The 23,420-nt window shown below is 51.5% G+C and carries 20 protein-coding genes; 14 read left to right on the top strand and 6 right to left on the bottom strand.

Features of this window, described 5'->3' with window-relative positions:
* Positions 1–73: 73 nt before the first annotated feature.
* Together cgtA and proB are read left to right on the top strand one after the other, a co-directional pair.
* Positions 74–1,282 (top strand): Obg family GTPase CgtA, encoded by a 1,209-nt coding sequence (gene cgtA / locus ACJJI5_RS21055; RefSeq protein ID WP_108731691.1) that lies wholly within the window; start codon positions 74–76, stop codon positions 1,280–1,282.
* 70 nt (positions 1,283–1,352) lie between these two features.
* Positions 1,353–2,489, top strand: coding sequence for a glutamate 5-kinase (proB, locus tag ACJJI5_RS21050; RefSeq protein WP_444895267.1), 1,137 nt, complete (start codon positions 1,353–1,355; stop codon positions 2,487–2,489).
* A gap of 67 nt (positions 2,490–2,556) precedes the next feature.
* Here the strand turns inward: proB and rpsT are convergent, their stop codons facing one another.
* The 4 genes from rpsT to ACJJI5_RS21030 form a co-directional block, all read right to left on the bottom strand.
* On the bottom strand, positions 2,557–2,823 hold the full coding sequence (gene rpsT, locus ACJJI5_RS21045; RefSeq protein ID WP_108731693.1) for a 30S ribosomal protein S20: 267 nt from the start codon (positions 2,821–2,823) through the stop codon (positions 2,557–2,559).
* A 143-nt stretch (positions 2,824–2,966) separates the two neighbouring features.
* Positions 2,967–4,991, bottom strand: coding sequence for an ATP-binding protein (locus tag ACJJI5_RS21040; protein WP_445355110.1), 2,025 nt, complete (start codon positions 4,989–4,991; stop codon positions 2,967–2,969).
* Positions 4,992–5,026: 35 nt separating this feature from the next.
* Positions 5,027–5,716, bottom strand: a complete 690-nt coding sequence (gene pdsR / locus ACJJI5_RS21035) for a proteobacterial dedicated sortase system response regulator (protein WP_108735148.1) — start codon at positions 5,714–5,716, stop codon at positions 5,027–5,029.
* 211 nt (positions 5,717–5,927) lie between these two features.
* Positions 5,928–6,614, bottom strand: a complete 687-nt coding sequence (locus ACJJI5_RS21030) for an OmpA family protein (protein ID WP_108731695.1) — start codon at positions 6,612–6,614, stop codon at positions 5,928–5,930.
* Positions 6,615–7,082: 468 nt separating this feature from the next.
* Between ACJJI5_RS21030 and murJ the strand changes: the two genes are divergently transcribed.
* The 6 genes from murJ to ispH all read left to right on the top strand — a co-directional run bounded on the left by murJ (position 7,083) and on the right by ispH (position 14,572).
* Complete coding sequence (gene murJ / locus ACJJI5_RS21025; RefSeq protein WP_445355109.1) at positions 7,083–8,693, top strand: murein biosynthesis integral membrane protein MurJ; 1,611 nt, start codon at positions 7,083–7,085, stop codon at positions 8,691–8,693.
* A 99-nt stretch (positions 8,694–8,792) separates the two neighbouring features.
* A complete protein-coding gene (gene ribF / locus ACJJI5_RS21020; RefSeq protein WP_238152115.1) occupies positions 8,793–9,773 on the top strand; it encodes a bifunctional riboflavin kinase/FAD synthetase in 981 nt (326 codons plus the stop codon).
* A 51-nt stretch (positions 9,774–9,824) separates the two neighbouring features.
* A complete protein-coding gene (gene ileS / locus ACJJI5_RS21015) occupies positions 9,825–12,629 on the top strand; it encodes an isoleucine--tRNA ligase (RefSeq protein WP_445355108.1) in 2,805 nt (934 codons plus the stop codon).
* Complete coding sequence (lspA, locus tag ACJJI5_RS21010) at positions 12,622–13,149, top strand: signal peptidase II (RefSeq protein ID WP_444895261.1); 528 nt, start codon at positions 12,622–12,624, stop codon at positions 13,147–13,149. The genes ileS and lspA overlap by 8 nt, the downstream gene beginning before the upstream one ends.
* A 6-nt stretch (positions 13,150–13,155) precedes the next feature.
* Complete coding sequence (locus tag ACJJI5_RS21005; RefSeq protein ID WP_282934364.1) at positions 13,156–13,596, top strand: FKBP-type peptidyl-prolyl cis-trans isomerase; 441 nt, start codon at positions 13,156–13,158, stop codon at positions 13,594–13,596.
* Between the two features lie 43 nt (positions 13,597–13,639).
* A complete protein-coding gene (gene ispH, locus ACJJI5_RS21000; protein ID WP_445355107.1) occupies positions 13,640–14,572 on the top strand; it encodes a 4-hydroxy-3-methylbut-2-enyl diphosphate reductase in 933 nt (310 codons plus the stop codon).
* Positions 14,573–14,613: 41 nt separating this feature from the next.
* On the opposite strand, the gene ACJJI5_RS20995 is transcribed toward ispH, so the two are convergent.
* Positions 14,614–15,126, bottom strand: coding sequence for a GspH/FimT family pseudopilin (locus ACJJI5_RS20995; RefSeq protein WP_445355106.1), 513 nt, complete (start codon positions 15,124–15,126; stop codon positions 14,614–14,616).
* A 198-nt stretch (positions 15,127–15,324) separates the two neighbouring features.
* Here ACJJI5_RS20995 and ACJJI5_RS20990 point away from each other — a divergent pair, with 198 nt between their 5' ends.
* The 6 genes from ACJJI5_RS20990 to ACJJI5_RS20965 are packed head-to-tail and all read left to right on the top strand — an operon-like array spanning position 15,325 to position 21,957.
* Entirely contained in the window at positions 15,325–15,885 is a 561-nt protein-coding gene (locus ACJJI5_RS20990; RefSeq protein WP_445355105.1) for a GspH/FimT family pseudopilin, read from the top strand.
* Between the two features lie 10 nt (positions 15,886–15,895).
* Complete coding sequence (gene pilV, locus ACJJI5_RS20985) at positions 15,896–16,333, top strand: type IV pilus modification protein PilV (RefSeq protein ID WP_445355104.1); 438 nt, start codon at positions 15,896–15,898, stop codon at positions 16,331–16,333.
* Positions 16,334–16,344: 11 nt separating this feature from the next.
* Positions 16,345–17,394 (top strand): PilW family protein, encoded by a 1,050-nt coding sequence (locus ACJJI5_RS20980; RefSeq protein WP_445355103.1) that lies wholly within the window; start codon positions 16,345–16,347, stop codon positions 17,392–17,394.
* 14 nt (positions 17,395–17,408) lie between these two features.
* On the top strand, positions 17,409–17,957 hold the full coding sequence (locus tag ACJJI5_RS20975) for a pilus assembly PilX family protein (protein ID WP_445355102.1): 549 nt from the start codon (positions 17,409–17,411) through the stop codon (positions 17,955–17,957).
* Positions 17,958–17,981: 24 nt separating this feature from the next.
* Complete coding sequence (locus ACJJI5_RS20970) at positions 17,982–21,521, top strand: pilus assembly protein (RefSeq protein WP_445355101.1); 3,540 nt, start codon at positions 17,982–17,984, stop codon at positions 21,519–21,521.
* 13 nt (positions 21,522–21,534) lie between these two features.
* Positions 21,535–21,957 (top strand): type IV pilin protein, encoded by a 423-nt coding sequence (locus tag ACJJI5_RS20965; RefSeq protein ID WP_445355100.1) that lies wholly within the window; start codon positions 21,535–21,537, stop codon positions 21,955–21,957.
* A 66-nt stretch (positions 21,958–22,023) separates the two neighbouring features.
* Here ACJJI5_RS20965 and ACJJI5_RS20960 read toward each other — a convergent pair whose 3' ends face one another.
* The gene (locus ACJJI5_RS20960; RefSeq protein WP_444898262.1) at positions 22,024–23,415 is read right to left on the bottom strand and encodes a sigma-54-dependent transcriptional regulator; all 1,392 of its coding nucleotides are present in this window, start codon (positions 23,413–23,415) and stop codon (positions 22,024–22,026) included.
* Positions 23,416–23,420: the final 5 nt, after the last annotated feature.

The following is a 23,420-nucleotide window of genomic DNA, read 5'->3' as shown; positions in this document are numbered from 1 at the left end:
TTGTCGGCTGGTATGATGATAGTGCGCGCATCTGCGCACCGGATGAGACAACCGCTGTGGCGGTGGAGTGATTATGAAGTTTGTCGATGAGGCGCCCATCTCTGTGCAGGCAGGCAAGGGCGGCAATGGCTGCCTGAGCTTTCGCCGGGAAAAATTTGTTGAGAAGGGTGGTCCGGATGGCGGTGACGGCGGCGATGGCGGCTCCGTGTACCTGGAAGCTGATGATTCCCTGAACACCCTGGTGGATTATCGCTACCAGCCCCGCTACGCCGCTGAGAGTGGCCAGCCGGGTCGAGGGCGCAACTGTACTGGCGCCAAGGGTGAGGACCTGGTCCTTAAGGTGCCGGTGGGCACCACGATCATTGATGCGGATACCGGCGAGACTATCGGCGATATGACCGAAGCCGGTGAGCGTCAGCTGGTGGCCCAGGGGGGCTTCCACGGCCTGGGTAATACCCGATTCAAATCCAGTACTAACCGTGCGCCGCGTCAGACCACGCACGGCACTGAGGGTGAGATGCGCAGCCTCAAGCTCGAGCTAAAAGTTCTGGCAGATGTAGGCATGTTGGGGCTGCCCAATGCGGGTAAATCCACGTTTATTCGCGCCGTCTCTGCGGCCAAACCGAAAGTGGCCAACTACCCCTTTACCACCTTGGTACCAAATTTGGGGGTAGTGCAGGTTCAGAAGCATCGCAGCTTTGTGATTGCAGATATTCCCGGCCTGATTGAAGGTGCAGCCGAAGGGGCGGGCCTGGGTATTCGCTTCCTCAAGCACTTAACCCGCTGTCGTGTTTTGTTGCACCTGGTTGACCTGGCTCCCTTCGATGGCTCTGATCCGGTGGAGAATGCCCGAGCCATTGAGCGCGAGCTGTCCACTTTTAGCCCGACTCTGGCTGGGCGTGAGCGCTGGCTGGTATTGAACAAGACCGACCTGGTTCCCGCTGCGGAACTGGAAGAGCGCTGCCAGGCGGTAGTGGATGCTCTGGGCTGGGAAGGGCCTGTGTTCCGTGTGGCAGCTATTCGCAAAGAGGGTACCGATGCCCTCGGTGGGCGCCTGATGGACTACCTGGAAGAGCGTCAGGAAATTGAGGAGCGAGATCCCGACTTGGCTGTGGCGGAGCTGGAAGCGCAGCGTCAAATGCAGCGCGAAGCTCGCGAGCGAATCGAAGAGTTGAGAGAGAGTCATCGCGCCAAGCGCAAAGCTGCCAAGGGGCAGGTGGATGACGACGAGGATTGGGATGATGACGACGACCACGATGTGGATGTCGAGTATCGCTCTTAAATGGCATGGAGCGAGCAGTTGCTGAAGTAGCTTGGCTCGCTCAATAGTTATCTTGTCCTGAGGGGGAAGCATGGACTCCGCAACAGTGTCCCGGCAGGCGTTGACCAAGGCCCAGCGGTGGGTGGTAAAAATTGGTAGCGCCCTTCTGACAGATAATGGTCGAGGTGTGAATACCGCTGCCATTTCTGCCTGGGTGGCGCAGATGGCTGATTTGCGCCGTCGAGGAATCGAAGTCGTTCTGGTGTCATCCGGCGCTGTTGCGGCCGGAATGGATCGATTGGGCTGGTGTCGCCGGCCCGAGTCTATCCACCAGTTGCAGGCGGCCGCTGCTGTGGGACAGAGTCATCTGGTACAGGTTTATGAGCAGGCCTTTAACCGCTTTGATATTCGCAGCGCTCAGATCCTGCTGGATCACGACGATCTCTCCAATCGCACCCGCTACCTGAATGCTCGCAGCACTTTGCGCACGCTCCTGTCACTGGGGGCTGTGCCTATCGTGAATGAAAATGACACGGTAGTGACTGACGAAATACGTTTCGGCGACAACGATACCCTGGCGGCCCTGGTTGCAAATCTGGTTGAGGCAGATGCGCTGCTGATTTTGACCGATGCGGATGGGCTGTTTACTGAAGATCCCCGCGATAACCCCGAAGCAGAATTAATTAGTGAGGCATCTGCGCTTGATCCCAGGCTGCTCGAGATGGCGGGGGATTCCCGCAGCGGTCTGGGTCGTGGTGGTATGACCACCAAGGTGCGCGCAGCGCAGTTGGCAGCGCGCTCAGGAGCTCGCACAGTGATCGCTGGCGGGGCCCTGGAGGCGGTGATAGATAAAGTCTGTGCCGGCGAGCAGTTGGGTACCCTGTTGCTGCCAGAGGCAGATCCCCTGGCGGCGCGTAAGCGCTGGCTCGCGGGACAGTTACAGGTGCGCGGAACCCTGTTAGTGGATGCCGGTGCCGAGGCAGCTATGACTGGGAGTGGTAGCAGTTTGTTGCCGGTGGGGGTTACCGCTGTTGAAGGGCATTTCAGGCGCGGGGATCTGGTGTCTTGCAGGAATGCTGAAGGTCGCGAGATAGCGCGGGGCCTGGTTAATTATGACAGTAGTGAGAGTGGTCGGATTCTGGGGCAGTCATCGGAGAAGTTTGCCGACCTTTTAGGGTATCGGGATGACGATGAATTGATTCACCGCGATAACCTGATCCTGCTCTAAATTGGCAGGTGTCGAACACAAAAAAGCCCCGCAATGCGGGGCTTTTTTGTGTCTGCTGCCTAAGGGATTAGGCGGCCAGAGCTTTGATCTGAGCGTTCAGACGGCTCTTATGACGAGCGGCTTTATTCTTGTGAATAATGCCTTTGTCTGCCATACGGTCAATAACGGGAACTGCTTCTGCGTACGCAGTTTTTGCTTTTTCCGCATCGCCGGCATCGATGGCCGCAACTACCTTCTTGATGTAGGTGCGCACCATGGAGCGCAGACTGGCGTTGTGCATGCGGCGCTTGTCGTTCTGGCGCGCGCGTTTCTTCGCTTGAGGTGAGTTGGCCACCGGTTGCTCCTGTCTGGAATCTATAAATCTGTAACTAACAGGCCCTGGGGCCCGATCGGGACGCGACATTATCCCCACAGTTGGTTGTTTGTCAACCATAGCGGGCGTCTCGGTGCAGATATGTTGTCAATCCACAACGGCGGTTACCCGGTCGGCAACTCCAGGCTGAACTCTACACCGCTGCCGTCGCTGCGGTTTCGGGCTTTTAGGGAGCCTCCGTGGAAGTCTGCGATCAGTTTGGCGATATGCAGTCCCAGCCCCAGGTGGCCGGCATTATCGCCTTGATTGCGCACAGAAACGAGAGAGTCGAACAGCTTGTGAGCGTAACCTTCCGGGAGCAGAGGGCCGTCATTGCCTACTGTGATCAGGTACATATCTCTGTTTTTTGCTACTGACAGGCAAATTTCACTGCCTTGGGGGGCGAAGCTGCAAGCGTTATCCACCAGCTTGTCCAGTAGTTGAGCCAATAACTCCGGTGCGCCGTGGCAGGCTAGCTCCCCAGTGGGTTTGTTCAGAGTAAATTGGTGTTCGCTGTGAGCATCGCCATAGCACTGTGTCATGACTTCAAGCAGGTCTGCCAGGTCGAAAGGCTCCCGCTCCGCTTGGTGGATGCTGGTTTCAAGATTGCTGGCTGCGGAGAGACTGTTGAGAATCCCCGACAGCCTTGCACTGCCATCCATAGCCCGCCCTGCATAGCGGCGGCTGTGGTCGTCGAGTTCTCCGGCGGCGAGGTTATCCAGGGATGAGCGAACCACTGCCAGCGGTGTGCGTAGCTCGTGTGACAACTTACTGGCGAGAGTGCGCAGGTACTGGTGGTATTGGTCCAGCTCGCCGAGCAGGCTGGCGAAGGCCCGGTTTAGCTCCCCCAGCTCATCGCCGGCTTTCGAGCGGGGAAAGTTACCGCGCAGCTTGCCGCTGGAATCTACCGCGTTGCGGGCGGCCTGGTGAAGCTTGCGCACGCGCCAGGAAAGCCAGCTGGCATAGCCCAAAAGGAAGAGCAGGGCGATAGCGGCCGCGGCGCAGCTGATCAACCACAACCGGTGGGCTGCTCCCTCGGTGACTGATTGCATCGCTTCGCCAGATTGCAGGACGACGACTTGCCCCAGAAGTGGCCGCTCAACCACTTCGTCGACCCGGGTGATAACGGGCACACTCACCGCACCAATTCGGGATTGCAGCGGTCCTGAATACCATTGCTCCCGGGTGCCACGGCTGTCAGGCGTCGCAAGAGGCAAGCTATTTTCCGGCAGCTGTGGCAAATCCTCTCTGGAAAGCAATTTGCGATAAGCCCAGTCTCTCAGCCACGAATTGCTCTCGGAATCTGCCAGCTGTAGTTGTCCGTTGCTGGCAAGAAGAAATCCCTCGCTGTCCACTACTGCGAGGCGAAGTCCAGGGCGCGCAAAGTGGTCGAGTTCTCTTTGAAGGTCTGGCAGAGGGCTTACCAAGCGCCCTGGGTGACCATCTGCCGGAAGTGTGCTGGCGCTTCGAGTCGGTGAGGAACCACTGCTGTTTGCCCTGTCGTGAATACGGATAGCGAGGGCTCCACCGGTTAGGGTTTGTGGTAGAGCCAGCTCCAATTGGTAACCGGCACCAGAAGTTGTCCAGCGGCCCCTTAAGCGCAGCTCACGCTCGTAGCGGCCCTCTCTCGGGTTGTGCCACAAGGCGCTGGCGGTCCCCTGGCTGGCGACGGGCAGGATGTAGTGCCGGTCAGCGGTAAACAGCTCTACGGTGTCACCACCAGCGATCAGGCCTGTGCGGGGGTCCCGGTAGGCGGGAGTTGAGTCCGAAACAGTGAGAAGCAGGTAGACTTGCTTATCCAGTTGCCCCAGCGTCACCTGGGCCATAGGGGATAGCTGCCCGTCCTCAAGGGCTCTGGGCTCCAGTTGCTGCGCTCGCCACTCATCGCCATAGCCGTCGACTCTCGGAGCTTGAGATAGGGGATTCAGGTAGAGCTGAGCCCCTGGTGGGCGTGAAAGGCGCTGAGGATCTGGAGCGATAAGTTGGGGGGTACTGGCCAAGCGCGCGGCAATTGCCGCCGCAGTTGCCTCGATTGCCTGGATCTGGCCTTGTGCTAGGGCGGCGTCCACCTGGCGGAGGTACTGGCAGCCGGCCCAGGGCAGGGTGAGTGCGACAAGGCTGACGAGCAAGAGTTGGCGGCGTAGGTTCATACTTAAATTTTTGAAATTGTTCGCCCGATGGCGGTTTACAGCTGCCAGCGATACCCCATGCCGTAGGCGGTTCCTATGGCATTAAACTCGGTGTCCAGCGCCTGGAACTTGCGCCTGATTCTTTTGACGTGAGAGGTGATGGTGTTGTCATCCAGCACTACGCGGGCCGCTTCCATAAGTTGGCTGCGGGATTTAACGTGACCGGGCCTTTTGGCCAGGGCGTGGACAATCCAGAATTCGGTCACGGTCAGGTCCACGGGTTGCTCATCCCAGTGGCAATGGAGCCTGGAAATATCCAGCCATAGCTTTCCCTGAGTTAAGCTCTCGCCTTCATCGTTTTGATCTCGCAGCACGCTAACGCGGCGCAGTAGGGCGTTAATTCGCGCCTGCATATGGGGTAGGGAGATATCCTTGGTGAGGTAATCATCAGCCCCCAGGCGCAGTCCGGAAATAATATCCAGCTCTGAGTCCCTGGCGGTGAGAAATAATATTGGCAGGCTCGGCGCCATAGCGCGCAATTCCCGGCAGAGCTCAAAACCGCCCTCCACCTCGCTGCCCAGGCCAACATCGATCACGGCCAGGTCCGGCAGCCGCTGGCGAAAAGCATCCATGGCCTCAATCCTGGCGCTGTATAAATCGACCCGGTAACCGTGGCGGCGCAGAGCATCGCGGTAGTTTTCTGCGATAGCGCGTTCATCTTCGACAATGGCGATGGTTGCACTCATGACAAATCCCGACTTAATTCCTTTCTGGCGGAGAATCATGCACGAAGTTGCAGGGGTTAGGCAAAAAGGCGGGCGCAAGGCGCCCGCAAATACAACAGGGTTTCTATCAGCTTGGAGTTGCGTGAGTGGATTTGCGATCCACTCACGCTTATGTAGTGCGGCTTGAAGGCGAAGGGATATGCGGATTTGTTGTCCGCCGTGCCCCTTTGACTCAGAAGTTTCCCGCCATGGACTCCGGAAGGGAGAAGCGGATGTCGACGCGGCGCTCCATGGCGTAGGCGTCTACATCGCCTCGGGCTGCCTGGGAATAGGTGGAGCCGAGTGCGCTGCGGCTGATTCTTGAGGCATCAACTCCCAGCGATACCAAAGCTTCTTCCACACTCAGGGCGCGTTGATCGGACAGTACATTGTTGTAGCCGTCGCTGCCGCGAGGATCTGCGTGTCCCTCCAGGTGAATTTGCAGGTGGGGGTGGCGCTTGAGGAAGTCAGCCATGGCACTCAGCTGATGCATTTGGCCCTCCTGAAGCTCGTCCTCCCCAGTGGTAAACAGCATTTGGAATTGCAGTGAATCCAGGGCCAGTTGGCTGGCGTCGTTCGCGGACAGTTGAGCCGCATCCAATTGCTGTGCCAGGTTGCTGAGCTCTGCACGGCTCTCTGTCAGTTGTGTTGCCAGCATATCTGCCTCGTCTGCTTGCTTGATCTGCTCTCCGAGCCAGGCTCCGCCGAGTGCTCCGGCGATAAAGCCAACGGGCCCACCCAATGCTGCACCGGCAATTGCAGAGCCGGTAAAGACTGAGGCCTGCTTGGCCGGAGTCAAATTGGATTCGTTTTGTTCCTTAGCGTGGGCTCCGGTGGCAATTAGAGAACCCAGGGCGACGGCCATCACTACTTTTTTCATTGTTCTGCTCCTTAGCGGCTTTTCTTACTCGTGTGGGCCTGTTCTGTTGTGGCCCGTTTGAGTGTTATTAAAAAGCTCTAAGGAGGCGCTGGCGTGGCGCAGCTATGACCAACTGCGGCTCAATTGTGGCGAAATATGGCGATCGCTCCGAAACCCAGCTCAGAAGCTGGTAGGGGCTGGGCGACCGCAGTTATAGCAGGGGGTGGATGGACAGACGGGGCTGGGGCCATCAACAGCTGCTATGTACCGCACAATTGCCAGAACCAGGGCAATAATCAAAGCACTAATGGTCATCCCTTCTCTCCCCGCACCACCAGCTCCATGGGTGGCGCGACTAGCTCGCTCTTAGTATAGGCTCGCGGTCCCGCAGTCGCAGGGCCTCAGCTCTGTAGAGGAGCCCATATATCCCCAGGTTTTGGGGTAGACTTGCCGGCCAACAAGTTTCAACTTTCGCCAGGAGTCCGAGTTTTGTCGCAGTCATCCCCAGCTCAGGAACAGGCAGTCGAAAAATCTGGTGCTTCCAGATTGCTGCGGGGCAGTTCCGTTGTCGGTGCTGCCACTATGCTGTCGCGAGTGGCCGGGCTGGTTCGCGACGTGGCACTGGCCCGCTTTGCCGGTGCGGGCGATGCTGCCGATGCCTTTTTTGTCGCATTCAAGATTCCCAACTTTTTCCGCCGCTTATTTGCCGAAGGTGCATTTGCACAGGCCTTTGTGCCGGTACTGGCCGAATACCGCCAAAAGGGCGGTAAAGCGGCTGCGCGCGAGTTAAATGACCGGGTTGCGGGCGCCCTTGGCGGCGTACTTTTGTTGGTTACTCTGTTTGGTGTTCTCTGCGCTCCACTAGTTACGGGTATTTTTGCTTTTGGTTGGTGGTGGGACGGCAGTGAGCGGGAGAAGTTCGATCTTGCTACCGATATGTTGCAGATCACCTTTCCCTATTTAATGCTGATTTCCCTGGCGGGATTTACCGGGGCGATACTCAATACTTTCGATCGTTTTGCGATTCCGGCGCTAACCCCGGTGATGCTCAACCTGGTTTTGATTGCTGCGGCGACTGTTGCTACCAGCTGGTTTGATCCGCAAATTATGGCGCTGGCTTGGGGCGTTTTTGTTGCGGGGGTGGTGCAGCTGCTGTTTCAACTGCCTTTTCTCGCCCGTGAAGGTTTGCTGCCTAGCCCTAAGTGGGATTGGCAGCACAAAGGAGTGCGTAAAATTTTACGCCTGATGGCGCCGGCGATTTTTGGTGTGTCAGTGACCCAGATCAGCCTGGTGATGGACACTCTGCTTGCTTCATTCCTGCCCAGCGGCAGCGTTTCCTGGCTCTATTTTTCCGACCGCCTCACCGAGCTGCCCTTGGGGGTGTTTGGGGTTGCAGTGGCCACGGTAATTCTGCCGAGCCTGTCGCGTCAGCACACCGATGGAGATCCCCGCCGGTTCCGTCATACCCTCGACTGGGCTTTGCGCAGTGTCACGCTAATTTCCCTGCCCGCCTCTGTAGCCTTGGTGGTACTGGCTGAGCCGCTCCTGACAACCCTTTTTCAGTATGGGCAGATGCAGCCGCGCGATATGCAAATGGCTGCTTGGTCCCTGCGCGCTTATGCCATGGGGCTGTTGGCGTTTATGCTGATTAAAGTGCTGGCGCCGGGCTATTTTGCCCGCCAGGATACCTATACCCCAGTGCGCTTTGGCTTAATTGCTATCTCGGCCAAAATGGTGTTGAGCCTGCTGTTTGTGATACCGCTTAACTACTACTTCAAGCTCGGCCATATGGGCCTGGCACTGGCTACGGCCTGCCAGGCCGCTATTAACGCCTGGCTCCTCTATAAAGGCTTGCGTCGAGATGATGTCTATAAACCTGAGGCTGGTTGGGGCACTTACCTGGTAAGGTTGCTTCTGGCGAATTTGGCGATGGTTGCGATTTTGCTCGGGGCTCTGCACCTGTGGTCACAGTGGAGTGAATGGGCCTGGTATGACCGCGCCTGGCGTATGGGGCTAATCGTAGCTGTTGGGGGAGCGACCTATATGTCGGTTTTACTGGTTTCAGGATTGCGCCCCCGCCACTTCCGCGCCACAAGTTAGTTTATTAAGTGGGTATATCTGGATAAATATGGCCTCTGGCCGCCCAGTGGGAATCCGCTATACTGTGCGGCTCGATTTTATGAGGATGGGAAAATCGCTTTGGCCCAGGAGCGCGAACTAATTCGCGGGTTGCACAACCTGCGCCCCCGCCACCGGGGAAGCGTGGCGACAATCGGCTCGTTCGATGGTGTACACCTCGGTCACCAGGCGATTATTGCGCAGCTCAAGCAACGCGCGCAGGAACATGATCTGCCCTCGGTGGCGATTATCTTTGAGCCCCAGCCACATGAGTTCTTCTCTGGGGAAAGGGCGCCCGCGCGTCTGATGCGCTTTAAAGAGAAGGTATTGGCGCTATTTGATGCTGGTGCCGACCGGGTGCTGTGTTTGCAGTTTAACGAGAAGTTACGCAACCTGAGTGCCGATGCCTTTGTGCGCCGTATTCTGGTGGACGGCCTTGGAATCCGCCATTTAGTGGTGGGAGATGATTTTCGCTTCGGCTGTGATCGCAGTGGCGATTATCAATTCCTTCAGGGCGCCGGGGCCGAAAATGGATTCACGGTGGAAGACACAGCTACGCTTGAGATTCGCGGAGCCCGGGTGAGCAGCACCCGCATTCGCGAAGCGTTGCAGCGGGGCGAGTTTGAGTTGGCCGAGGCCTTACTCGGGCGCCCTTACAGTATTACCGGACGGGTTGCCCCCGGCCGCGCCTTGGGCCGGCAACTTGGTGCTCCCACAGCCAATGTGCGTTTGCACCGCTACCGCTCCCCGCTGGTTGGTGTTTACACCGTTCGCACCAAAGCCGCGAATGGAAGTGAACTCGCAGCTGGGCGGCCGGAAATTGACGGTGTTGCCAATGTGGGGTTTCGCCCGACAGTTGAGGGAGAGGGCGCCCGGCCACTGCTGGAAGTCAACTTGTTTGATTTTGATGGCAACCTCTACGGGAAAGAACTAGCGGTAGAGTTTTGCCACAAACTTCGCAATGAAGAGAAGTTTGCCTCCCTGGAAATCCTCAAAGCCCGCATCGCTCAGGATATTGACGATGCTAAAGACTGGTTTGTGCAAAACCCCAAGGGACACTAACCGGCGTATAGACGATGAATTATTCTCTACTAGAGCTGAAGTAGACATCCAATGACTGATTATAAAGTGACCTTAAACCTGCCTGAGACCGACTTTCCTATGCGCGGCAATCTGCCCCAGCGCGAGCCGGCTATTTTAAAGAAGTGGCAGGAAACCAAGCTCTACGAAAAAATCCGCGAAGCGCGGGCGGGGCGCGAGCAGTTTATCCTGCACGACGGCCCTCCCTACGCCAACGGGGATATTCACATAGGTCATTCGGTCAACAAGATTCTCAAAGATATAATTATCAAGTCGAAAACCCTGAGCGGTTTTGACGCTCCCTATGTGCCTGGCTGGGACTGCCACGGCCTGCCGATTGAGCACCGCGTCGAGAAAAAGATTGGCAAGGCTGGCGCAAAGGTGGATCACAAAACTTTCCGCCAGAAGTGCCGCGAATACGCAGCCAAGCAGGTGGACGGACAGAAGAAAGACTTTATTCGCCTAGGGGTGTTCGGTGAATGGGACAATCCCTACCGCACCATGGATTTCCAATTTGAAGGCGATATCATCCGAGCGCTTGGGCGAGTGGTCAAAAATGGCCATTTGGCACGGGGTTTCAAGCCCGTGTACTGGAGCGTTGTGGGCGGATCAGCTCTGGCGGAAGCGGAAGTGGAGTATCAGGATAAAACCTCCTACTCCATTTACGTTTGCTATCCGGCGACGGAAGAGACATCCCTGGCTATCGCCGATGCGGCAGGTGGACACGCGGGTGAAGGCCCCCTATCCGTTGTTATCTGGACCACAACCCCCTGGACGCTTCCTTCCAGCCAAGCGGTTTCTGTCAATGCTGAGCTGGAATATGTTGTGGTGCAAACGGCTGAGCGCCGATTGCTCGTTGCCGAAGCACTCAAGGATGCCGTATTGGAGAAGGCGGGGCTCGAAGGTGAAGTGGTAGGCCGTATTCGCGGTGCCGCATTGGAGCACCTGAAGCTAAACCACCCTTTTTACGAGAAGCAATTGCCGATGATCCTCGGCGACCATGTCACCACTGATGCAGGTACAGGCTGTGTACACACTGCGCCGGACCATGGTCCCGATGACTTCCAGGTGGGCAAGCGCTACGGCATCGATACCCTGAACTATATCGATGACAATGGCGTATACCGCGATATGGTACCGCTGTTTGCCGGTGAACACGTCTACAAGGTGGACGACAAAATCGTGGCCCTGTTACAGGAGCGCGGAGTACTTCTGCACCAGGGTAAGATGGAGCACAGCTACCCCCACTGTTGGCGCACCAAGACGCCGCTTATTTACCGCGCAACTCCGCAGTGGTTTGTGAGCATGCAGCAGAATGACCTTCTGGAGAATGCACAGAAGGCAGCGGATGAAGTTCAGTGGATCCCCGGTTGGGGCAAGGCTCGTATCGATGCCATGCTCGACGGCAGCCCGGATTGGTGTATTTCCCGCCAGCGCACCTGGGGCGTGCCCATCGCTTTGTTTGTTCACAAAGAGACCCATGAAATCCATCCGGACACTCCCGCTTTGATGGACAAAGTGGCTGAAAAGGTCGACGCCGAGGGTATGGATGTTTGGTTTGACCTGGACCCGCAGGAGCTCCTGGGAGATGAGGCAGACCAATATCAAAAGGTTACCGACACCCTGGATGTCTGGTTCGATTCAGGTGTGACTCACTACGCCGTACTGGAGCGCCGCAACGGCCTGCGCTTCCCGGCAGATCTGTACCTTGAGGGCTCTGATCAGCACCGTGGCTGGTTCCAGTCTTCACTGAAGACCTCCATCGCCATCAACGATTGTGCCCCTTATAAGCAAGTGTTGACCCACGGTTTCACGGTAGATGCACAGGGACGGAAAATGTCCAAGTCCATCGGCAATACCGTTGCACCACTGGATGTAATCAACAAGTTGGGTGCAGATGTATTGCGCCTTTGGGTTTCCGCTACAGACTTCAGTGGTGAAATGGCGGTTTCCGATGAGATCCTGAAACGCACAGCGGACTCTTACCGTCGCTTGCGCAATACGGCTCGCTTCTTCCTGTCCAATCTGGCTGGGTTTGACCCAGAAAAAGATTTGTTGCCGGAGAGTGAACTTCTGGCGCTGGATCGCTGGGCGCTGGATAAGGCTGCGCGTCTACAGGATGAAATTATCGCGGCTTACGATAACTACCAGTTCCACCAGATCTATCAGAAGTTACATAACTTCTGCGTCGTGGAAATGGGTGGCTTCTACCTGGATATCATCAAAGATCGCCAGTACACCACTAAAGAGGACAGTACTGCACGCCGCTCTGCGCAAACTGCCCTCTATCATATTGTTCAGGCATTTGTTCGCTGGATTGCGCCTATCCTGAGCTTTACCGCAGAAGAGCTGTGGCAGTTTATTCCCGGTGCCAAAGCGGACAGCATCTTTATTGAAGAATGGTATTCACTGCCGAAGCTGCCCGCAGACTCGGTTAAAGGTGCGGACTATTGGGCCGCCATCGCCGAAGTAAAAACTGCGGTAAACAAAGTGCTTGAAGAGCAGCGTGGAGCTGGTGCTATTGGCGGCTCCCTGCAAGCGGCGGTGACTCTGTTCGCCGAGGATGACCTGCGTGAAAAGCTCTTGGAGCTCGAAGACGAGTTGCGCTTTGTTTTGATTTGCTCCTCCACTTCTGTACAGCCACTCAGCGATGCTGCCGGTGCACAGTCCACAGAGCTGGAAGGATTGAAAGTCAGCGTAAGCAAAGTGGATCACCCCAAGTGTGCGCGCTGTTGGCATTACCGTGCCGATGTGGGTGTATCAGCAGAGTATCCAGACATTTGTGAGCGCTGCGTGGAAAACGTTTCTGGTGAAGGAGAAGTGAGGCATTATGCCTAGTTCCAACCCTGTTTGGGGGCATCCATGGCGCTGGTACTGGCTGGCGCTGGTGGTGGTTGTCCTCGATATCGCCAGCAAAGTCTGGGCCGTGGATATGTTTATGCACGGCCCTTCAATGCAAATTATTCCCGGCTTGCTGCAATTTACTTATGCCGAAAACTACGGTGCTGCCTTTAGCTTCCTGTCTGATGCTGGGGGATGGCAGCGGTGGTTTTTCGGAATTATTGCCTTTGTATTTAGCGTTGTTGTCAGTGTTTGGCTATGGCGCTTGCCGGCAACAAAGCGCTGGGAACCCTGCGCCCTGGCGCTGATTTTGGGGGGAGCCTTGGGCAACCTTTGGGATCGAGTGCTGCTGGGTTACGTAAGGGATTTTATTTCGGTCTATTACGGCAACTGGCACTTCCCGGTATTCAATGTTGCGGATATGGGAATTAGTATCGGCGCTGCAATGCTGGTTATTGAGCTACTTTTTTTTGCAGAAAAAGAGAGTGGCAAAGCAAAAAATAACGTGGAAGTTTAACGAACTATGAGTAATGCCGTTATCGGTGAACACTGCCGGGTGACACTGCACTTTAGCCTGAAATTGGACGACGGCACTGAGGTGGATTCAACCTTCAAAGGTGATCCAGCCTCTTTCAGTGTTGGCGATGGTAGTTTGCTGCCGGGCTTTGAAAAAGCGCTTTTTGGTTTAAAAGCGGGGGATGAAGCCGAGATCGAGATACCGCCGGAGATAGGATTTGGTCAGCGCAACCCGGAAAACCTGCAAAAGGTACGCCGGGATACCTTTTCTCCCGATATGGAGCTGGAGCGCGGGTTGGTAGTCTCTTTTGACAACGGCAGCGGCGAACTCCCCGGAGTAATCAGTGAGATTGGTGAGGACGATGTTACCGTCGACTTTAATCATCCATTGGCCGGTCAAACCTTAAATTTCCATGTGAAAATTATTGCGGTGGATTCGATCCAATAGGGTCGGGTTCCCTCTTTGTAGCAAGTAGGGTACTGAAGTAGACATGCAAATCCGAATGGCTAACCCCCGGGGCTTTTGTGCCGGTGTTGATCGGGCAATTGATATTGTGAATCGCGCCCTGGATGTATTTGGTGCGCCGATCTATGTCCGCCATGAAGTGGTGCACAATAAGTTTGTGGTGGAGAGCCTGAAAGAGCGCGGTGCGGTCTTTGTCGATGAACTCGATGAAGTACCCGATGATGTTATCGTTATCTTCAGTGCTCACGGTGTTTCAAAAGCTGTGCAGCGCGAAGCTGAAGAGCGCGGCCTGCGTGTATTCGATGCTACTTGCCCACTCGTTACCAAGGTGCATATTGAAGTGAGTAAGTTCAGCACCGACGGTGCTGAGTGCATACTAATCGGCCACGCCGGGCACCCGGAAGTGGAGGGCACAATGGGGCAGTATGACAACTCTGCTGGTGGTGCCATCTACCTGGTTGAAGACGAAGAGGATGTTGCGAAGTTAACCGTTAAAGACGAGAGTAATCTCGCCTATGTTACCCAAACAACACTATCCATGGATGATACCGCTCGAGTCATTGATGCCCTGAGAGTGCGTTTCCCTGAAATCCGTGGGCCTCGAAAAGATGATATCTGTTACGCAACCCAGAATCGCCAGGATGCTGTAAAGCAGCTGGCTCTGGAAAGTGACCTGGTCCTTGTTGTTGGTAGCCCGAATAGTTCTAACTCTAATCGCCTGCGTGAACTCGCTGAACGCTGTGGTGCTGCTGCCAAATTGATCGATGGTGCGGATGATATCGATGCGGATTGGCTCCAGGGTAAGGCGGCTATAGGGATCACAGCCGGGGCCTCAGCACCAGAAATTTTGGTGCAGGGAGTCGTTAGCCGATTGCAACAACTTGGTGCAAGCCTTCCAGAAGAAATGGATGGGCGAGCTGAAAATATACGATTCTCCCTGCCTAAAGAACTCAAATAATCAAAACTTCTCGCGCCTCCTTTCCCTTTGGTTTTAGGAGGCTAGGAGCATTGGCTTTGATTCGCCTGCTCGACTCTTAGGCGACCGCTGTGAAACAATATCAGGGCTAGGCCCTGTGATCCATCAAGGCTGCAAACATAGAGACTTCCCATTTGTAATGCGCCTTGAGGAGAGCCTGCCTTGCGACTTTCACCGGTTCCAATAAAGGAAATGTAATCTCTAAGTGGAGAGTTAGATAGAACCTGCACTTTATCTAATCTAGCCCCAGACATTACTAGAGTGTCTCTTTCACCGCGGGAACCGTCATTGTCGGCATCGATAAAAATCTCCCACCCAAGATCCCAGCTTCCTGAGTTGCGCATAGTGACGCGTTGATTCTTCACAACAGCCGTATTTCTTGTTAGCTGTATAGCGCTAATTAGCTCCTCACCCGCAAGCTCTAGCTGTGTTTTTTCAATAATCTGCGTAAAGCTTGGCAGACCGATAAATAGAAGTATGGATAAAATACAAAGAGTGATTAGTAGCTCAAGTAACGTAAATCCCCGCTGAGTCATGGTTCCCTCCCGGGATTATTAGACGTAGGTCTCATTTAAATGACCATTGAATCTGCTGGAAAGGCCGCTAGTCGGTTTGATCTGGTTTGATAACGAATTGAAATGCTACTTTCCCGACTATATCCACGGTCTTTTTCTCTTTCTAGATGTTTGGCGGTAAAGTGAACTCTGAATTATTGGCACAGGCGTTTGAAATAGATGCAGTTTAAAAACACAGATCTGGGAAATCTTCCCCGGAAGCAATATGGATTTACTCTGATAGAGATGATGATCACACTGGTGGTTTTATCTGTACTCATTGGTATTGCAGTCCCAAAGTTCACAGATATGATCAACAACAGCCGTTCAGTGGCTTTGGCTGAGGACTTTATAGGGGCCCTTAATTACTCGCGCTCGGAGGCCATTAGACGTGGGGGGAGGGTTTCTATCTGTGCGAGTACAAATGGGGCTAGCTGTGGAGCTGCAAATACTTGGGACCAGGGATGGATAGTATTTGTTGACAGCGCGGCTACCGATAAGGCTGGTACGCCCGTTGTCGATACAGTTTTAAGAGTGTGGGATATTGATGATCCAGATGCTTCTATTACGGTTGATCAGGGTGCAGCTACAAATTTTATCCGCTACACAAGCCTGGGTACTCTAGGGCGCTTTACTGATATTACTATAGTTGCGAAAAACTCTAAATGTATTAGCAGTAACGCTAGAAGCATGACAGTTGGTGCAGCCGGCTTGATAACAGTAGCAAGAGCAGACTGCTAAAGGAGATGAGGTGAAATTATTAAATTCCCAGCGTGGAGTTGGATTAATCGAAGTTCTAGTAACCGTATTAATTCTTTCCACATCACTGCTTGGCTTGGCAGCGCTGCAAAACAAAGCGCTGCAATACAATCACAGTGCCTACATGCGCTCACAGGCGAATATTCTGGCTCAAGATGTATTTGAGCGTTTAAGGGCTAATCGTGAGAATTTATCAGACTATGAGATAGATGTTGATGATCCCACGCCAAGTTCGAGTTCAAACCGCGCTGATATTGATTTAGGTGAGTGGAGAAACTTGTTGTCAGATCTCCTCCCGGCGGGTAGGGGGGGAATTAGTTGTGATGTAAATGATGTGTGTACGGTAATTGTCCAGTGGGGGGAGGAGGATTCCACTGGCACTGGTGATGATGAAGGTACCAGTAGCTTTCAATATATGACAATAATTTAGTGGAAATTGTAATGTTTAAGCAGCGAGGAATCTCACTTGTTGAACTCATGGTATCTATTACCGTTGGTTTGATATTGATGGCTGGAGTGGTACAGCTTTTTTTGTCGAGTAAAGTCACATTCACTACCCAGCAGGCCATCGCTAGGGTGCAGGAAACTGGACGCCTTGCAATTGATTTTATGAGTGAAGATATACGTATGGCCGGTTTTCTCGGCTGTATGAATGCCGCGACCGGTGAGTTTGAAAACATATTAAATGATAGCGAAACAACGCTTTATAATTTTGCTGATCCCGCAGAGGGAATCGATCACGACCAAATCGATCCAAGCTATCCAAACCATTCCGGAGATTCGGATGTTTTGTTGTTGCGAAGCGCAAATGAGGCGGCTGTGGCAGTAACTGGCGCAACATTGAGAGATCGATTTTATATTGAAAATACCGAAGTCGAAAAAGATGGCTGCGATGAAGGTAAAGATAAATACAGCGGTATTTGTGCCAGTGATATTGCGATAATTGCCGATTGTACAAAAGCGCTAGCTTTCCAAGTGACTGGGTTTGATAGTGGAAGTAGGTCTGGGGAGGTTGGGCTATACCACTCAGATGCCGATGGCTTTACACCGGGAAATAAAAAGGGCTATGGAGTCTTTAACGAAAGTGAAAAAAACCAAGGCCATTACTTCGATCAAGATGCGCAGGTTTTTGTAACAACCAGTACATTTTATTATATCGACAATGGTACCTCTGGTCGCCCAAGTTTGTTTCGAGAGATAAATGGTGAATCTCAAGAACTCTTAACTGGAGTTGAACAAATGCAGATCACTTACGGCTTGGATACTAATAACCCAGATGAGTTTAAGACCGCAAAAGAGATTTCCAGTAAAGACTGGGAAAGATTAGTCAGTATTAGGGTGGAATTATTGGTTTCCTCCGACGACGATAATGTACTTCAGGACACGCAGCTATACAGTTTCAATGGAGAGGAGGATCTCGATCCAGGCGATAGGCGCCTGCGCCAGGTCTTCACGAGTATTGTATCTCTCCGTAGCCGTAGTTTGCCGTAATTGGAGGTAGGGAAATGAAAGAAAGACCTTATGTTAAAAGCCTGCAACAGCAAGGTGGGGCAACATTGCTTGTTGGGCTGATTATTTTACTACTGATGACTTTTATCGGGCTGGCGGCGATTCGCGGAAGTGGTATGCAGGAGTTAATGGCCGGTAATATGCGCGATCGCCAGCTTGCATTCCAGGCGGCTGAAGCTGCATTGCGGGTTGCTGAAGTTAGGCTGGTAGAGGACTTTGACCGTTCGATAAGCCAGCTTTACGATGGAACTAATGTTGGATATGTTGAAGAAATGGACGGCTCTTCTGCGACTGAGTTTTGGCTGGATTATGACTGGGACAGCGTCTCGGTTTCGACCGATCTCGAACTCAGCGGGGTTGCCAGCCAGCCGGTTTATGTCGTCGAGAAATTTACTGGGGCACAATGGAATGCCAATAACGGTGGCTGTATTGATCAGGTTTGCAAAGCTAACGATAAGGCGCCCGAGTACTACCGAATTACCAGCCGCGGTGTCGGCGGCAGCGATAGTACTGTAGTAATTCTCCAGTCTACTACTGCTCGTTAATAATTTGCGCTTGGAATAATGATTATGATTAGTCTTGTAAAAAAATTAAAAAGCGCCTCGGCAATTACGGCCGCATTTTTAAGTTTAGGGATATCACATAGTGCGGCATCCCTTGATTTTGCTCAACAGCCACTGTTTTTAAGTACTTCGGTTGATCCAAATATTATGTTTATTTTGGATGATTCTGGGTCAATGCAGTTTGAAGTTACTCCCTCGGAAATTACTGAGTATTTTTCTGTACGGACAGAGATATGGAATAATAAAAAAAAGAAGTGGGTGTATAGGTATGAAACCTATTCAGTAGAGTATGTTTTCCCGCAAACTGAAGCGGATAGTCATAATGCTGCTGTGCGATTAACCCCCTGTCCTTATAATAGCTCTTCGTCTTATGATTGTGACTACTGGAATGGGTCCGATGATAGACAGACCATAGCGAAATTCGATAGTGATAATAAATGGGCTGCTTATTACCGTTCCTCATACAATAACAAGTCTTATTATAATCCAGCCGTTCTGTATCTTCCTTGGGCCGAGGAGGATGAATATGGCAATGCATTTTTAAATGCAAATCCTCAAAAGGCATATCACAACCCTTATGATATCTCTAAAGGCTGGCGCAACCTCACAGTAAATAATACACAGAGTGCAAATTGTTGGATAAAAGGCACCGCTACCAAGGATTCGAGTAATTCATCCGATGAATTGTGTGAGAGTGGCGACCTTACATTCTATCCCGCCACCTATTTTAATTATAAAGGAACAGCTTCATCAGATGTTTATTTTTCTAGTAGCTATGATCGTGTCCAAATTAAGAATGATGGAAGTACCTATGCAGGGGGCAGTGCGCGAACGGACTGCGCAGATTCAAGTGCTTGTACCTATGCAGAGGAAATTCAGAATTTTGCTAACTGGTATAGCTACCATCGCTCCCGTGTATTGATGTCTCGGGCAGGGATCGGACATGCTTTTTCAGCCCAAGGGGAGGGGTTACGCGTAGGTTTTGGTACACTTAATACTGGTAGTAAAACTATTGATAATGTTAGCACTGATGTGATCCTTGAGGGGGTGCGCGCTTTTAAGGATACCGATAGAGAGAATTTCTTTGAGAGGCTGTATGGAACAACGATTCCTTCACAAGGGACCCCTTTATTAAACGCTCTGGAAGCAGCGGGTAAATACTACAGTCGCATGGATAGCAGGGGGCCTTGGTCTTCAACACCTGGAGAAAGCGGTAGCACTAGCTCTGATGTTGCCTGTAGATCGAGCTATACCATTTTAATGACAGATGGTTATGGCAATGATTATGGCAGTAGTAAGATTGATAACTACGGCAATGCGGATGGAACTTATGGAGCGCCATTCTCCGATTCGTATAGTAATACACTGGCAGATATTGCCATGGATTATTGGAAAACCGATTTAAATACCAATCTATCAAATAATGTAAGTCAAGCTGAAGGCAGTATTGATACGGCAACCTGGCAACATATGGTGACTTTTGGGGTTGCGCTTGGAGTTACAGGTAACGTTGACCCGACTACCGCATTTAATGCGATTGATACCAGCACCGCTATTTCTTGGGGGGATCCAGACCCCAGTTATTCAGACCCCAATATTAATGCAAATAAATTAGACGATCTATTACATGCTTCTCTGAATAGTCGTGGAGGTTTCTACAGCGCAAGTGATTCCAAAACGTTCGCCGATCAACTAAAAGCTGTATTAAGTAATATCAGCGGGCGCGCTGGATCCTCATCAGCGGTTGCGGCCAACTCCACTCGCTTGGGAACTGATACATTGGTTTTCCAAGCGCTATTTGATTCAAACGACTGGAGTGGTGAAGTCAAAGCTTTTGCGATGGATACAGATGGAGGCTTGAGCGATACCCCTAAGTGGAGTACCTCGTCCTCAGGGAAAATACCCACGTCGGGTCGAACGATACTCACTTATGATGGCTCCGACACAGTGAGTTTTACTTGGAATAATTTAACGAACAAACAAAAGTCAGCCCTGATTGGACCTGATAGTGATTCTGTCGGTGAGGAGCGTTTGGAGTGGTTGTGGGGTAAATCGATCTCAGGGATGCGCAGCCGAACTTATTTGTTGGGTGATGTTGTTAATAGCAGTCCAGCATTAGCGAATAATAAGGATATGTATTATTCGTCTCTACCCGCTTATCTTGGTGGTGACAAATACGCTTCTTACTTATCAGATACCAAAGAAACTCGCTCAAAAGAAATTCTCTATGTGAGTGCCAACGATGGAATGTTGCATGGGCTAAACTCTGCCACTGGTGTCGAGGAATTTGCTTATATTCCATCGGGCGCTTATGAAAAGTTGGCTGATTTAACAAAGACTGATTATGGCACTGAATCTAACCCCCATGAGTATATTGTGGATGGTCCCTTATATGTAAGTGATGCCTACTTTAAGAAGGGCGCCAGTGAGTCATGGCGGAATATTTTAGTGGGTACTTACGGTGCTGGATCAGAGGGTCTGTTTGTTCTTGATGTAACTAATCCATCGAGTCCAGAGGTTTTGTTCGAGCTGGATAGTTCAGATAATGACAGTATAGGGAATGTTATTGGACAACCGCTTATTGCACCTACACCAGCAGGTTGGAAGTTAATTTTTGGAAATGGATACAACTCCAATAATGATGCTGCCTCATTAGTGATTGTCGACTTGGCTGATCCCAGCGATATTGAAGTATTAGAGGCCGGTAGCTCAACCGATAATGGTTTGGCCGGGCCATCACTATTACCTGATATCTACGGGATAGTTAGAGCCGCATATGCTGGTGATATTTACGGCAATATGTGGAAGTTTGATCTGAGTAGTGAATCTGAGAGCAGTTGGAAGGTTGCATTTGGAAGCGAATCATCCCCCGAGCCCCTATTCACTGCAAATGATATTAATGGCCGTTCACAGCCTATCACCGCAGCACCAGTGCTAGGAGCCAACTCGAAGGTGGATAATGCTATTATGGTGTACTTTGGTACAGGTAGTTATTTATCTTCAGCTGATGATGGGGAAGGGGATGTGGTCCATACTTTTTATGGCATTGTTGATAACGATACTAATATCACATCTACAAATAGGTCAGAATTATTTGAGAAAACTATCTCAGAGTCTTCTGGTTCGAGAACCATTAACGGGGATAGCGATACCTCTTGGTGGGATACTAAAAAGGGATGGTATTTAGATTTTGGGGCGGTTTCTGGATCTACAGCAAATGTAACAGGTGAAAGAGTTATCAGTAAGCCACTATTAATTCGAGATCGCTTAATTTTTCCGACTCTTATTCCATCTGAGGATCCCTGTGCTTACGGTGCAACAGGCTGGACTATGGAGCTTATTGGCTTAGGCGATCCCAGGTTTGCAAATGAGAGTATCTTGGATGAGCCCAATACGAAAGAAGATAGCGCTACCATCGCTTTTTCTGATGTTATTATTGCAGGGAAAAAAATATTTATCCCTTCATCAGATACGTCAGGCGCTGTGGGAGGACCTAATGGCGAGCTTTCTCGACCTAATGATCGTTTATCTTGGCGGCAACCATAAAGAGTAGTATTTTATGAAGAACTTTAGTTTTCGTATGAATTGCGGGTTTACTTTAATAGAAGTTTTGGTGGTTGTTGCAATAATTGGAATCTTAGGGGCAATTGCTTACCCCTCCTATATGGATTCTGTTAGGAAAAGTAATCGTGCAGAGGCTAAAACTGAACTAAATGATGTGGCGCAGCGTTTACAACGTTGCTTTACGGCTTTTAGCGCTTATGATGATGCTAACTGTTCTGTTGCCGGTGAAATATCTAATGGGAATACCCTATCAACGGAAAATGACCTTTATTCTATTTCGGGTGTTCTAACGGCGACAACCTATACATTGACGGCAGCGCCTCAGTCGGGCTCGGTTCAAGCGGGTGACAGTAGCTGTGCTAGTTTTACTTTAACTCAGGCAGGTGTAAAAAGTGCTAGTAGTGGAGACTGTTGGTAATTTTTTGTGAAATTATAAGATAAATATTGAGTAGCTCTTTTTTATGGAGCTACTCAATCTAGCAGGTTAGGTTTCTAGACCTAATTTCTTTAGTCGATATCGAAGTGAGCGAAAGCTGATTCCAAGGCGCTCTGCTGCCGCAGTTCTATTCCATCTTGTCTTGCTTAGTGCGCTCTCTATAACTTCTTTTTCTATCTCTTGTAGATATTCATCAATCGTTGTGTATTGAGAGGACTCAAATAACTGTCGTGAAGGAGCAGGCATGACGGGGAACTGGCTAAGCTCAGAGAGCTCTTTTGTTGATGCCGTATTTTGATCAAGCTTAAGGTCTGACTCTTTAATTTCTCTCTTTTCGCATAAAGTGAAAGCCCTTTCGAGAATATTTTCTAGCTGCCTAACATTTCCTGGAAAATGAAATTTTTGAAGGGCTAACATTGCTTGAGGATGTATTTTCGGCCGGGGTAGGCCGGACTTCCGTGCAATTCTTTGCATGAAAGCTTGTGCAAGAACAGGAATATCTTCAACACGATCACGTAGTGGAGGTATAGAGATCTCTATAACATTGATTCGATAGTAGAGGTCGCTACGAAAGCGCCCTTCTGCCACTTCAGTAGCTAGATTTTTATGAGTCGCGCTCAGAATACGAATGTCAATAGGGATTTCCTGGTTTGCGCCAATAGGACGAACAGATTTTTCTTGTATAACCCTAAGTAGCTTGACTTGCATATCCAGGGGAAGGTCAGCGATTTCATCGAGAAACAGACTTCCTCCCTCTGCACTTTGAAGTAAGCCGACCTTGTCCTTATAAGCGCCAGTAAAGCTACCTTTTCGATGCCCAAAAAACTCACTTTCTACTAATTCTTTTGGAATCGCTCCGCAATTAATCGGGACAAAAGGCTTATCAGCTCTGGCTCCGTGCTGATGGATGGATCGAGCTGCAAGCTCTTTCCCCGATCCGGATTCACCGCTGATAAATATAGGTGCATCACTGCGTGCAACTTTTGCCAGTTGATTCCTTAGTATACGCATGTTACCAGCATCACCCAATAACAACTCTGTGTCACTTTGGGTTAACTCGTCGCTTTGTTGATGATTCAACCGGAGGGCCAGTTGAGCAAGATTCCTTAAGCGCTCTAAATCAACAGGTTTACTAACAAAGTCAAATGCGCCCAGCTTCAATGCTTTGATTGCACTATCCATATTCCCGTGAGCGGTTATGACCGCTATAGGCAGATGTGTCTCGACAACTTGCTGAATGTATTCAACCAGTTGTAAGCCATCGCCATCAGGAAGTCGTAAATCTGTGAGGCAAAATTGATAGCTATGGTTGTGTAGCAGTTCCTTTGCTTGTGCGAGCGTGCCTGCACTGTGACAGTCCACATCCATTCGCTTAAGTGTTAGGCTAATTAAGTTACAAATATCTGGTTCGTCGTCAACAACCAGTGCCAGAGGTCGCATTATTT

The sequence above is a fragment of the Microbulbifer maximicatervae (SeqCode) genome (assembly GCF_052467955.1).
The sequence above is the reverse complement of the archived record's forward strand: the minus strand, read 5'-3'. Positions and strand labels throughout refer to the sequence as shown.

Coding starts and splice junctions, on each gene's coding strand:
- cgtA (WP_108731691.1), top strand. CDS start 74: ATGAAGTTTGTCGATGAGGCGCCCATCTCTGTGCAGGCAGGCAAGGGC.
- proB (WP_444895267.1), top strand. CDS start 1,353: ATGGACTCCGCAACAGTGTCCCGGCAGGCGTTGACCAAGGCCCAGCGG.
- ACJJI5_RS21040 (WP_445355110.1), bottom strand. CDS start 4,991: ATGAACCTACGCCGCCAACTCTTGCTCGTCAGCCTTGTCGCACTCACC.
- pdsR (WP_108735148.1), bottom strand. CDS start 5,716: ATGAGTGCAACCATCGCCATTGTCGAAGATGAACGCGCTATCGCAGAA.
- ACJJI5_RS21030 (WP_108731695.1), bottom strand. CDS start 6,614: ATGAAAAAAGTAGTGATGGCCGTCGCCCTGGGTTCTCTAATTGCCACC.
- ileS (WP_445355108.1), top strand. CDS start 9,825: ATGACTGATTATAAAGTGACCTTAAACCTGCCTGAGACCGACTTTCCT.
- lspA (WP_444895261.1), top strand. CDS start 12,622: ATGCCTAGTTCCAACCCTGTTTGGGGGCATCCATGGCGCTGGTACTGG.
- ACJJI5_RS21005 (WP_282934364.1), top strand. CDS start 13,156: ATGAGTAATGCCGTTATCGGTGAACACTGCCGGGTGACACTGCACTTT.
- ispH (WP_445355107.1), top strand. CDS start 13,640: ATGCAAATCCGAATGGCTAACCCCCGGGGCTTTTGTGCCGGTGTTGAT.
- ACJJI5_RS20995 (WP_445355106.1), bottom strand. CDS start 15,126: ATGACTCAGCGGGGATTTACGTTACTTGAGCTACTAATCACTCTTTGT.
- ACJJI5_RS20990 (WP_445355105.1), top strand. CDS start 15,325: ATGCAGTTTAAAAACACAGATCTGGGAAATCTTCCCCGGAAGCAATAT.
- ACJJI5_RS20980 (WP_445355103.1), top strand. CDS start 16,345: ATGTTTAAGCAGCGAGGAATCTCACTTGTTGAACTCATGGTATCTATT.
- ACJJI5_RS20975 (WP_445355102.1), top strand. CDS start 17,409: ATGAAAGAAAGACCTTATGTTAAAAGCCTGCAACAGCAAGGTGGGGCA.
- ACJJI5_RS20970 (WP_445355101.1), top strand. CDS start 17,982: ATGATTAGTCTTGTAAAAAAATTAAAAAGCGCCTCGGCAATTACGGCC.
- ACJJI5_RS20965 (WP_445355100.1), top strand. CDS start 21,535: ATGAAGAACTTTAGTTTTCGTATGAATTGCGGGTTTACTTTAATAGAA.
- ACJJI5_RS20960 (WP_444898262.1), bottom strand. CDS start 23,415: ATGCGACCTCTGGCACTGGTTGTTGACGACGAACCAGATATTTGTAAC.